This window comes from Streptomyces sp. MS191 (genome assembly GCF_008042125.1).
Taxonomy (GTDB): Bacteria; Actinomycetota; Actinomycetes; order Streptomycetales; family Streptomycetaceae; genus Streptomyces.
Map to the genome: position 1 here is coordinate 361,677 of NZ_RDBI01000040.1, position 10,933 is coordinate 372,609.

Below are 10,933 nucleotides of genomic sequence, written 5' to 3' on the forward strand. Positions count from 1 at the left end.
CGGGCATCGACGGGATCTTCGCCGACAACCCGGACACCGCCCTGCTCGCGGCGGCCGACTTCCGGGCCCGCTGACCCCGGCCGTCCCCGCCGGGACCGCCCCCGCGGGCCGGGCACGGAGGCGGACCCGCCCGGAGCGGACGGCCCCGGCGGGGACGGCCGGGGTCAGCGGGCCCGGAAGTCGGCCGCCGCGAGCAGGGCGGTGTCCGGGTTGTCGGCGAAGATCCCGTCGATGCCCGTCGCCAGGTAGGTCCGCAGCGCGCCGAAGGCGTCTCCGTACGCCGTCGGGTCGGTGCCGCGCCGGAAGTCGGCGGGCAGGAAGCTGTTCTCGTTGCGGTGGGTGTACGGGTGGAGGATCAGGCCCGCCGCGTGGGCGTCGCGCACCAGCGTGGTGGGAGTGCCGAGCCGGCCCGACGCGTCCCGGGGGACGACCAGGTCCAGGGTGGGGCCGATGCCCTGGGCGTAGGAGGAGAGGCTCCGCAGTCCCTCCGGGGTGATCAGGTCGGCGACCGTGCGCGGGTCACCTGCCTGGACGAAGTCCCAGGGGCGGGTGGTCGCTCCCGACAGCAGGACCACGCGCGGCGAGTTCACCAGCCCGGCCAGGCGCTGGATGCTGGTGGGCTCGAAGGACTGGAGGAAGACCGGGGAGTCGGCGCGGTGGCGTCCGTGGCGGCGCAGCAGTTTCGCCAGCCGCTCCTCCAGACCCAGTCCGAGCGCCCGGAAGTACGTGGGGTGCTTGGTCTCGACGTGCAGCCAGACGTCGCGGCCCCGCCGGCGGCCCTCCCGGTCCGCCCACTCCAGGACCTCCTCGAAGCTCGGGATCCGCCAGCGGCCGTCGTAGAGGGTGTTCTCCTGGCGGGTGCCGGGGATCCGCTCCTTCGCGCGCAGGGTCCTGAGCTCGGCGAGGGTGAAGTCCTCGGTGAACCAGCCGGTGAGGGACACCCCGTCCACCGACTTGGTGGTCCTGCGGGAGGCGAACTCGGGGTGGTCGGCGACGTCGGTCGTCCCGGAGATGTCGTTCTCGTGACGGCAGACGAGATGACCGTCCTTGGTGGGCACCAGGTCCTGTTCGATCACGTCGGCGCCGAGGTCGAGGGCGAGCTGGTAGGAGCCGAGGGTGTGTTCGGGGCGGTAGCCGCTGGCTCCGCGGTGGGCGATGACGGTCGGGACGGGGAGGGAGCGGAAGCCGCGGCCCTTGCCGTACGGAGCCCCGCCGACGGACCCGGCGGCCTGCGCCGGGCCCGCGGGCAGTGCCGTCGAGGCGCCGAGCACGGCCGCGCCGGCCGCTCCGAGAACCGTCCGCCGGGCCGGAGTCCGGCGCGCACCCTGTGTCATGAAAGCTCCTCCGGTGTGATGTCCCGCACCTGCCGACGGGTGCTCCGACCGTAGGCAGTCACCCCCTACCTGGGGCAGACGCTGGTCGAACATGGCGAAAACTCACGTCAACACTGCGTATCCACTCGGTGAACCCGATGTGCGCGCGACGGTGACCCGCGAGTATCGTCCTCACCTGCACCGTCACCCCGCCCGCTCGGCCCCGCTCAGGCTTCGACCGCCTCGACACCGGAGGAACCGTTGTCCCGTCTCGCGCTCATCAAGGCTGTGCTCGGACCGATCCTGCGCCTGATGTTCCGCCCACGTGTGGAGGGCGTCGAGAACATCCCGGGGACGGGTCCGGTCATCCTGGCGGGCAACCACCTCACCTTCATCGACTCGATGATCATGCCGATCTGCACGGACCGCCCGGTCTTCTTCATCGGCAAGGACGAGTACGTGACGGGCAAGGGCTTCAAGGGCCGGCTGATGGCCTGGTTCTTCACCAGCGTCGGCATGATCCCGGTGGACCGCGACGGCGGCCGGGGCGGTGTCGCGGCGCTGATGACGGGCCGCCGGGTGCTGGAGGAGGGCAAGATCTTCTCCATCTACCCGGAGGGCACCCGCTCCCCCGACGGCCGGCTGTACCGGGGTCGTACCGGCATCGCCCGTCTGACCCTGATGACCGGCGCGCCGGTCGTGCCGTTCGCGATGATCGGCACGGACAAGATCCAGCCCGGTGGCGCGGGGCTGCCGCGGCCGGGCCGGGTGACCGTCCGGTTCGGTGAGCCGATGGAGTTCTCCCGCTACGACGGCATGGACCGGGACCGCTACGTGCTGCGGGCCGTGACGGACTCGGTGATGGCCGAGGTCATGCGCCTGTCGGGCCAGGAGTACGTGGACATGTACGCCACCAAGGCGAAGGCGGCCTGACCGCCGGCCAGGACGGACCCCGGGGGCGGCGCACCGAACGGTGCGCCGCCCCCGGGGCGTTGCGGGGTCCGAAGGGCCCGCTCGGGGCCGTCCGGCCCGTCAGTGTTCGAGGCCCTCCTCCAGCTTCTGGCCCTTGAGCAGGAACCAGGCCGCGACCGCGGTCGCCAGCAGGACCGCCGCGCCGACGCCGGACGCGATGCGCAGACCGTCGACGAAGGACTCCTGGGCCGCGGAGACCAGTGCGGTCGCCGCGTCCGGGGCGAGACCGGCGGAGGCCTCGACGGCGCCGCCGAGCGACTCGTGGGCCGCAGCCGCGGTGTCCGCGGGGGTGCCCGCCGGGGCGGTGAAGCCCTGGTAGACGCCGGTCACGATGGAGCCGAGGAGCGCGATACCGAGGGCCGCGCCGAGTTCGTACGCGGTCTCGGAGACCGCGGAGGCCGAACCGGCCTGCTCCTTGGGCACGCTGGAGAGGATCACGTCGGCGGTGACGGTGAAGGAGAAGCCCGCACCCAGGCCGACGACCAGCAGGGCCGCGCCGAGCAGCGGATAGCCGGTCTCCTTGTGGACCAGGGTGATCACCGCGAGGGCCAGGCCGATGGCGCCGAGACCGCCGGTCACGACGGCGCGGACCGAGTAGCGCCGGGCGTACCGGCCCGCGATCAGACCGGTGACCACCGCGCCGATCGCGGCGGGCAGTTCGGCCAGACCGGCCTCCAGCGGCTCACGCCCCTGGACGAGCTGGAGGAACTGGGAGAGGAAGAAGACCAGTCCGGACAGTCCGAAGACGGTCAGCAGGTCGGCCAGGACCGCGCCGGAGAAGCCCCGGTGCTTGAAGAGGCGCATGTCGAGCAGCGGCGAGGCCAGCGCGTGCTGCCGCCGGACGAAGGCGTGGAGGCAGGCGGCGCCGACGACGGCGGCGGCCGCGACCTCCCAGGTCATGCCGTGCGAGGCGACTTCCTTGATCGCGTACACGACGCCGATCACACCGACCAGCGAGAGGCCGACGCTGATCAGGTCCCAGGGGCCGGCGACCGGGTTCCTGGACTCGGGCAGCAGCTTGATGCCGACGAGCACGAGGACCGCCATGACCGGCAGGTTGATGAGGAAGACCGAGCCCCAGTAGAAGTGCTGGAGCAGGGCGCCGCCGACGACGGGGCCGACGGCCGCGCCGGCCGAGGCCGTGGCACCCCAGATGCCGATGGCGAGACTCCGCTCCTTCGGGTCGTGGAAGATGTTCCGGATCAGGGCCAGGGTCGCCGGCATCAGGGTCGCGCCGGCGACGCCGAGCAGCGCCCGGGCCACGATCATCATCTCGGGGCTGGTGGCGTAGGCGTTGAGGACGGAGACGGCGCCGAAGGCGGTCGCGCCCGTCAGCAGCAGCTTCTTGCGGCCGATGCGGTCGCCGAGCGAGCCCATCGAGACCAGCAGGCCGGCGATGACGAAGGAGTAGATGTCCCCGATCCAGAGCAGCTGGGTGCCGGACGGCTTCAGGTCCTCGCTGAGAGCGGGGGTCGCCAGACCGAGTACGGTGGCGTCCACCGCGACCAGCAGGACGGCCAGGACGAGGACGGAGAGCGCGAGCCAGCGGCCGGGGCTCCTCACCTCGGTCCCCGTCGTCGGGCTCGTCAGCCGGGTCCTGCTCATTTCTCCACACTCTTTCGTGCGCCACCGAGCAGCAGCTCGGTGATCATGTATTGGAAGTCCTTGGCGGCGACGCGTCCGTCCATCACGGACCAGGCGCAGGTGCCGATGAGGCCGTAGAGGGCCTCGGTGAGCCAGGCGGGTGTCAGGTCGATCCGGAAGGTGCCCTCCTCCTGGCCGCGCCGGAAGAGCGCGCTGACCCGGGCGTCGAGCCTGGCCCATCCCTCGTTGACCTGGTCGCCCTCGAAGAGCTGGTTCTCGGTGACGAGGAAGGCCAGCAGCTGCGCGCAGGGCTCGGCCCGGGCGACGAGTCGCCGTACCGCCTCGTCGGCGGGCCCCTCGTCGAGGTCAGCCGCGTCGAGCGCGGCCTCGAACTCCTCGATCCCCAGCTCCTCCAGCGCCCTGACCAGCGCGTCCCGCCCGGCGAAGTGCCGGTGCAGGGTGGCGCGGCCGATGCCGGCGGCCCGGGCGACCTCGTCCATGGTGGCGGTCGATTTCCGGGCGAGCAGCGCGGCGGCGGCGCGGAGCATCTGGGTGCGGTCCACTGACATGAGACGACCATACACCGAATGAGACACGGATGTCTCATTCAATAAATCGATGCCTCATCCGGAGGCGAGAGGAATGCTGTGAACATGACGAAGCCACTGCTGCTGATCGACGTGGACGGAACGCTGAATCCCTACGCGGCGCAGCGCGAACGCCGCCCGGCGGGATACACGACGCATCGCATGCGCCCGACCGGCTGGTTCGAGACCAGACCGCTGCGGGTGTGGCTCAACCCGGCGCACGGGGGCGAGCTGCTCGCACTCGCCGAGGCGTACGAGCTGGTCTGGGCGACGACCTGGAAGGGCGAGGCGAACGAGTTCATCGGACCGCACATCGGCCTGCCCGAGCTGCCGTTCGTCGACTGGCCGCAGATGCACGGAAAGGCCCCTCGCGGGACCTTCTGGAAGACGCAGTACATCCTGGAGTACGCCCAGGGGCGGCCGTTCGCCTGGGTGGACGACGACATCACGCCGTACGACCACGAGTACGTGGAGCAGAACCACCTCGCCGCCGCCCTGCTGCTGCACGTCGACCCCCGGCTCGGACTCCTCCGGCCGGACTTCGACGCGCTCGCGGACTGGGCGGCGACGCTGTGACGTGCGGGGGTGCGGCTACTTCCAGGCGGTGGCCCAGGCGTGCTGGATCACCAGGTCGGCCTTGACCTCGACCAGCTGCGCGGCGACCGCCGACGGGGCCGTACCGCCCCGGCCGTCGCGGGAGGCCAGCGCGCCCGGCACGTTGAGGACCGTCCGGACCTCCGGGGTGAGGTGCTCGGAGATCTTGGCGAACTGCTCGTCCGTCAGGCCGTCCAGTTCGACTCCGTCGGCCTCGGCCGCCTTCACGCACTCGCCGGCGACCTCGTGCGCCACCCGGAACGGCACGCCCTGCTTGACCAGCCACTCGGCGATGTCGGTGGCGAGCGAGAAGCCGGCCGGCGCCAGCTCCTCCATGCGCTCCCGGTTGACCGTGAGCGTCGCCATCATGCCGGTGAAGGCGGGCAGCAGGATCTCCAGCTGGTCGCAGGAGTCGAAGACCGGCTCCTTGTCCTCCTGGAGGTCGCGGTTGTAGGCGAGCGGCAGGGCCTTGAGCGTGGCCATCAGGCCGGAGAGGTTGCCGATCAGCCGGCCGGACTTGCCCCGGGCCAGCTCGGCGATGTCCGGGTTCTTCTTCTGCGGCATGATCGACGAGCCGGTGGAGAAGGCGTCGTGCAGGGTCACGAAGGAGAACTCCTTCGTGTTCCAGATGATGACCTCCTCCGCGATGCGCGAGAGGTTCACACCGATCATCGCCGTGATGAAGGCGAACTCGGCGACGAAGTCGCGCGAGGCCGTTCCGTCGATGGAGTTGCCGACGGAGCCGCGCTCGAAGCCGAGGTCCTTGGCGACCGCCTCCGGGTCGAGGCCGAGGGAGGAGCCCGCCAGCGCTCCGGAACCGTACGGCGAGACCGCCGTACGGGTGTCCCACTGGCGCAGCCGCTCGGCGTCCCGGGACAGGGACTGGACGTGCGCGAGCACGTGGTGGGCGAAGAGCACCGGCTGCGCGTGCTGCAGATGGGTCCGGCCCGGCATGGCGACGTCCGGGTGGGCCTCGGCCAGGCCGACGAGCGCGTCCTGGAGGTCGGCGATCAGTCCGCCGATGATCCGCGCGTGGTCGCGCAGGTACATCCGGAAGAGGGTGGCGACCTGGTCGTTGCGGGACCGGCCGGCGCGCAGTTTGCCGCCGAGGTCGGGGCCGAGACGCTCCAGCAGGCCGCGCTCCAGCGCGGTGTGGACGTCCTCGTCGGCGATGGTGCCGACGAAGGAGCCGTCCGCGACGTCCGCCTCCAGCCGGTCGAGACCGGCGAGCATGCGGGTCAGCTCGTCCTCGGTGAGCAGCCCGGCCTTGTGGAGCACGCGCGCGTGGGCGCGGGAGCCGGCGATGTCGTACGGCGCCAGCCGCCAGTCGAAGTGGACCGACGCGGACAGCTTCGCCAGGGCCTCGGCGGGGCCGTCGGCGAACCGGCCGCCCCAGAGCCGGACGTCACCGTTGTTGCTGCTCACAGCTACTGCTCCTCAAGACAAGGGTGGAGATGTGGCGCCGCCTCCCTGCCGCGGACAACAGGGAGGCGGCTGTGGAACGAGTCGTGACTAGGCGAGGTCACGCTTCGCGGCGATCTTCGCGGAGAGCGCGAAGATGTCGATGAAGCCCTGGGCCTTGGACTGGTCGAACGTGTCGCCCGAGTCGTAGGTCGCGAGGTTGAAGTCGTACAGCGACTCCTCCGACCGGCGGCCGGTGACGACGGCGCGGCCGGCGTGCAGGGTCATCCGGATGTCACCGGTGACGTGCTGGTTGGCCTCGTTGATGAAGCCGTCCAGGGCACGCTTGAGCGGGGAGAACCACAGGCCGTCGTAGACCATCTCGCCCCAGCGCTGCTCGACCTGCCGCTTGTAGCGGGCCAGCTCGCGCTCGACGGTGACGTTCTCGAGCTCCTGGTGGGCGGTGATCAGGGCGATCGCACCGGGGGCCTCGTAGACCTCGCGGGACTTGATGCCGACCAGCCGGTCCTCGACCATGTCGATCCGGCCGACGCCCTGGGCGCCGGCGCGCTCGTTGAGCTGCTGGATCGCCTGGAGGACGGAGACGGGCCTGCCGTCGATGGCGACCGGGACGCCCTCCTTGAAGGAGATGACGACCTCGTCGGCCTCGCGCGGGGTGGCCGGGTTCTCGGTGTACTCGTAGATGTCCTCGATCGGCGCGTTCCAGATGTCCTCCAGGAAGCCCGTCTCGACGGCGCGACCGAAGACGTTCTGGTCGATGGAGTACGGGGACTTCTTGGTGGTCGCGATCGGCAGGTTCGCCTTCTCGGCGAAGGCGATGGCCTTGTCCCGGGTCATGGCGTAGTCACGGACCGGGGCGATGCACTTCAGGTCCGGGCCGAGGGCCTGGATACCGGCCTCGAAACGCACCTGGTCGTTGCCCTTGCCGGTGCAGCCGTGGGCGACGATGCCGGCGCCGTGCTTCTTCGCGGCGGCGACGAGGTGCTTGACGATGGTCGGCCGGGAGAGGGCCGAGACCAGCGGGTAGCGGTCCATGTAGAGGGCGTTGGCCTTGATCGCGGGGAGGCAGTACTCCTCGGCGAACTCGTCCTTGGCATCCGCGACCTCGGCCTCGACCGCACCACAGGCGAGCGCGCGCTTGCGGATGACGTCCAGGTCCTCGCCGCCCTGGCCGACGTCCACGGCGACGGCGATGACCTCGGCACCCGTCTCCTCGGCGATCCAGCCGATGGCGACGGAGGTGTCCAGGCCGCCCGAGTAGGCGAGTACGACGCGCTCGGTCACGGGTTTCTCCTTACCTTGCAATCACTGATGGGTATAACTATGCAGTCCACCGTATGTTTTGTCAAAGGCCGGGATGGCGGCCCCTGCCGGCCGCCGGACGGCCGCCCGGACCGGCCGATATTCCGGGGCAGGACCGGTCGGGGAACCCTTAGGCTCCGCGCATGCCGGACGACAGGGACGAGAGAGAAGAGGCCGTGCGCGGGCTCGCGCGCGGGCGCMGGCCCGCACGTGTCCTCAGGGCCGCGGACCCGAGGGCGTGGACGGACCTGGACGAGGACGTCCGCGAGGCCGTCGAGCGGGGCGACCTCGCCCTGCGGCCCGCACAGGACCGGTTCGCGGCCGTGGCACCCGAGCGTCCGGCCCGGTGGCGGGGCCTGCTCGGTCCGGGCGGGCCGTCCCTGACCTCGCGGCCGGGCGAGGCTGAGCTCGCCCTCGCCCTGTGCGATCCCGACGGCAGGATCCGGGAGGCGGCGCTCGGCCACGCCGGGTCCCGGCCGGGGGTGCTTCCGCTGGTCGCGATCCGCGCCACCGACTGGGCGCGGCCCGTCCGGGAGCTGGCCCTCGACGTCCTGCGGACCGCCCTGCCCACCGCGCAGCCGGGCACGCTCGCCGTCACGGCCCCCGTGATCCTGCGGATCGCCCGCCGGCAGCGCGGCGACGAGGTCAGCGCGCTTCTGACGGAGCACCTGCGGGACTGCCCCCGGGCCACGCTCACCTCCCTGCTGCTGAACCCGGACCGGGCGACCCGGCGCCTGGCCCTGCGCCTCGCCGTCGCACGCGGGCTCCTCGACGCGGAACGGCTGGCCCGGCTCGCCGCCGCCGACACCGACGTCGCGGTCCAGGACATCGCCGCGGACGCCGCCCTCACGGCGATGACCGCGGAGACGGCGGACCAGGTGCTCGCCCTCCTGCTGGCGGGCCGGACGGGGCGGGTGCGCGCGGCCGGCGTCACCGCGCTGCGCCGCGCCGGCCGGCACGCCGAGGGGGAACCCTTCCTCTACGACCGGTCGGCGATGGTGCGGGCCTGCGCCCGCTGGGTGCTGCGGCAGGACGGCACGGACCCCCTGCCGCTCTACCGCGCCCGGTGCGCGGACCCGGCCGGCACGCCGGGCCGTGCGCCGCTGGGGCTGGCGGAGTGCGGCGAGGCGGGCGTGGACACGGCCGTGCTGTGGGAACTGACGGCGCACGCCGACCCGTTGGTGCGCGCCTCCGCCGTCGCGGGACTCCGCGCCTTCGGCGTGCCGGCGCGGGAGGGGGACCGGACCCGGCTGCTGCCGCTGCTGGCCGATCCCGCGCCCGGGGTCGTGCGGGAGACCGCCCGCGGTCTCAAGGAGACGGCCTGCCTGCTGCCGCCGGACGAGCTCGTCCGCCTGATCGGCCCGGACCGGCCGCCGCACGTGCGGGCACGCGCCCTGGGACTGCTCGGCGCGCAGGGCGGGACCCTCTATACGGAGACCGTCCGGCGGCTCGTCGAGGACGCCGATCCGGTCCTGAGCCCGCCGGTCCGGCGCGCACACGGGCTTCCGCAGCCGACGCCGGCGGGGCGCCGGCGCCGGCTGTGGCGGGTCTGAAGTCCCTTGCTCCGTCCGCCCGTCGAAACGGAGGAGCGAGGGGGTCGCGCACGGCGCGAGAATGGCCCGTATGGGAAAAACGCATGACCGCATAGACGGACGGCTCCGCGACTTCATCGAGTCCCAGCCGGTCTTCTTCGCCGCCACCGCGCCGCTGGACGGCGACGGGACCGTCAACCTCTCCCCCAAGGGGCTGACCGGTTCCTTCGCCGTCGTCGACGAACGGACCGTCGCCTACCTGGACTTCGCGGGGAGCACCGCCGAGACGGTCGCCCACCTGCGGGAGAACGGGCGCATCACCCTCATGTGGTGCGCGTTCCAGGGACCGCCGAACATCGTGCGGATCCACGGCCGGGGCGAGCCCGTCTTCCGGGACGACGCGCGCTGGGACGAGCTCATGGCGCACTTCCCCGCGATCGACCCGACGCCGCACGGGCTGCGGGCGATCATCCTCGTCTCGGCCGACCTGATCCGGGACAGCTGCGGGTACGGGGTGCCGTTCATGACCTACGACGAGGACCGCGACCTGCACCGCAAGCGTTTCGCACGGGAGGACGACGCCTCCCTGAGCGCGTACTTCGCCAAGAAGGAGCACATCTCGACGAGCATCGACGGCCTGCCCGGACTGCCGCTCCCGCTGCCTCCGCTCCCCCACCCGGGTCGATAGTCCGGGCGGGAACCGCGAGCCCGGCGGGAACCGGCCCGCACGAGGACGGCCCCCCGCCCGGCGACGCCCCGCGTCCGGCGCCGCGCGCCGACCCACCGCGGATGACGGGACAGCCCTTGGGGTCGCGCCATGCGCACCCGGCTCCTCCTCGGCGCGCTCGGTGCACTCGGTGCACTCGGTGCGCTGCCGGCGTCCGCCACGCCGCCCTGGACGGACGGACGCCCGCCCGTCAGACGTGTCGCTGCCGGTCCGGGCGGATCCGGCGCGGCGACCGCGCGTCGCGGTCGGGACACGCGGGGGCCCGACGGCGGTCGATCGGTACTGACCGCCGTCGGGCCCTGACGCGCGTCGCGGGGCTCGCGGGCTCCCGCTACCGGTCGTTCTGCGCCAGCCGCAGCAGGTGGTCGGCGAGCGCCTGGCCGCCCGCCGGATCACGGGAGATCAGCAGCAAGGTGTCGTCGCCCGCGATGGTGCCGAGGATCGCGTGCAGCTCGGCCTGGTCGATGGCGGACGCGAGGAACTGGGCCGCGCCCGGCGGCGTCCGCAGCACCACCAGGTTGGCGGACGCCTCGGCGGAGATCAGCAGCTCGCCGGAGAGGCGCCGCATGCGCTCCTCCTTGGCCGACTCGCCGAGCGGCGCCTGCGGGGTGCGGAACCCGCCCTCGCTGGGCACCGCGTAGATCAGCTCGCCGCCCGTGTTGCGGATCTTCACCGCGCCGAGTTCGTCGAGGTCGCGGGAGAGCGTCGCCTGGGTGACGCTGAGCCCGTCGTCCGCGAGGAGCTTGGCCAGCTGGCTCTGCGAGCGCACCGGCTGCCGGTTGAGGATGTCGACGATCCTGCGGTGGCGTGCGGTGCGGGTCTGCGGAACGGACGGCCCGGCCCCAGACTCCGCCTGGGGGGACCCCCAGTTCCCGGTTTGCTGCGCGTCGGTCATCGTCG

10 protein-coding genes are annotated in these 10,933 nt (G+C 72.4%); 4 read left to right on the plus strand and 6 right to left on the minus strand.

The annotated features are described in order from the left end of the window. Positions 1–164 precede the first annotated feature (164 nt). Entirely contained in the window at positions 165–1,334 is a 1,170-nt protein-coding gene (locus EAO71_RS08545; RefSeq protein ID WP_147977162.1) for a glycerophosphodiester phosphodiesterase, read from the minus strand. A gap of 240 nt (positions 1,335–1,574) precedes the next feature. Here EAO71_RS08545 and EAO71_RS08550 point away from each other — a divergent pair, with 240 nt between their 5' ends. After that, entirely contained in the window at positions 1,575–2,246 is a 672-nt protein-coding gene (locus tag EAO71_RS08550; RefSeq protein ID WP_147977163.1) for a lysophospholipid acyltransferase family protein, read from the plus strand. A 99-nt stretch (positions 2,247–2,345) separates the two neighbouring features. Here EAO71_RS08550 and EAO71_RS08555 read toward each other — a convergent pair whose 3' ends face one another. Continuing rightward, positions 2,346–3,890 carry an MFS transporter gene (locus tag EAO71_RS08555; RefSeq protein WP_147977164.1) on the minus strand — a complete coding sequence of 515 codons (1,545 nt, stop codon included), beginning with the start codon at positions 3,888–3,890 and terminating at the stop codon, positions 2,346–2,348. Continuing rightward, a complete protein-coding gene (locus EAO71_RS08560; protein ID WP_147977165.1) occupies positions 3,887–4,438 on the minus strand; it encodes a TetR/AcrR family transcriptional regulator in 552 nt (183 codons plus the stop codon). The genes EAO71_RS08555 and EAO71_RS08560 overlap by 4 nt, the downstream gene beginning before the upstream one ends. Before the next feature lie 84 nt (positions 4,439–4,522). On the opposite strand from EAO71_RS08560, the gene EAO71_RS08565 reads away from it, so the two are divergent. After that, positions 4,523–5,032 carry an HAD domain-containing protein gene (locus tag EAO71_RS08565; RefSeq protein ID WP_147977166.1) on the plus strand — a complete coding sequence of 170 codons (510 nt, stop codon included), beginning with the start codon at positions 4,523–4,525 and terminating at the stop codon, positions 5,030–5,032. A 15-nt stretch (positions 5,033–5,047) separates the two neighbouring features. Here EAO71_RS08565 and argH read toward each other — a convergent pair whose 3' ends face one another. Both argH and EAO71_RS08575 read right to left on the minus strand, forming a co-directional pair. Continuing rightward, positions 5,048–6,475 (minus strand): argininosuccinate lyase, encoded by a 1,428-nt coding sequence (gene argH, locus EAO71_RS08570; protein ID WP_147977167.1) that lies wholly within the window; start codon positions 6,473–6,475, stop codon positions 5,048–5,050. 87 nt (positions 6,476–6,562) lie between these two features. After that, entirely contained in the window at positions 6,563–7,756 is a 1,194-nt protein-coding gene (locus EAO71_RS08575; protein WP_147977168.1) for an argininosuccinate synthase, read from the minus strand. A 161-nt stretch (positions 7,757–7,917) separates the two neighbouring features. Here EAO71_RS08575 and EAO71_RS08580 point away from each other — a divergent pair, with 161 nt between their 5' ends. Together EAO71_RS08580 and EAO71_RS08585 are read left to right on the plus strand one after the other, a co-directional pair. Continuing rightward, the gene (locus EAO71_RS08580) at positions 7,918–9,327 is read left to right on the plus strand and encodes a hypothetical protein (RefSeq protein WP_147977169.1); all 1,410 of its coding nucleotides are present in this window, start codon (positions 7,918–7,920) and stop codon (positions 9,325–9,327) included. 70 nt (positions 9,328–9,397) lie between these two features. After that, on the plus strand, positions 9,398–9,994 hold the full coding sequence (locus tag EAO71_RS08585; protein ID WP_147977170.1) for a pyridoxamine 5'-phosphate oxidase family protein: 597 nt from the start codon (positions 9,398–9,400) through the stop codon (positions 9,992–9,994). Between the two features lie 370 nt (positions 9,995–10,364). Here EAO71_RS08585 and EAO71_RS08590 read toward each other — a convergent pair whose 3' ends face one another. Further along, positions 10,365–10,928 carry an arginine repressor gene (locus EAO71_RS08590; protein ID WP_147977171.1) on the minus strand — a complete coding sequence of 188 codons (564 nt, stop codon included), beginning with the start codon at positions 10,926–10,928 and terminating at the stop codon, positions 10,365–10,367. Between the last annotated feature and the right edge of the window lie 5 nt (positions 10,929–10,933).

What these genes read in the sequence shown, in the direction of transcription:
- EAO71_RS08565 (WP_147977166.1), top strand. Translation starts at nt 4,523, where the DNA reads ATGACGAAGCCACTGCTGCTGATCGACGTGGACGGAACGCTGAATCCC.
- EAO71_RS08585 (WP_147977170.1), top strand. Translation starts at nt 9,398, where the DNA reads ATGGGAAAAACGCATGACCGCATAGACGGACGGCTCCGCGACTTCATC.
- EAO71_RS08560 (WP_147977165.1), bottom strand. Translation starts at nt 4,438, where the DNA reads ATGTCAGTGGACCGCACCCAGATGCTCCGCGCCGCCGCCGCGCTGCTC.
- EAO71_RS08545 (WP_147977162.1), bottom strand. Translation starts at nt 1,334, where the DNA reads ATGACACAGGGTGCGCGCCGGACTCCGGCCCGGCGGACGGTTCTCGGA.
- EAO71_RS08555 (WP_147977164.1), bottom strand. Translation starts at nt 3,890, where the DNA reads ATGAGCAGGACCCGGCTGACGAGCCCGACGACGGGGACCGAGGTGAGG.
- EAO71_RS08590 (WP_147977171.1), bottom strand. Translation starts at nt 10,928, where the DNA reads ATGACCGACGCGCAGCAAACCGGGAACTGGGGGTCCCCCCAGGCGGAG.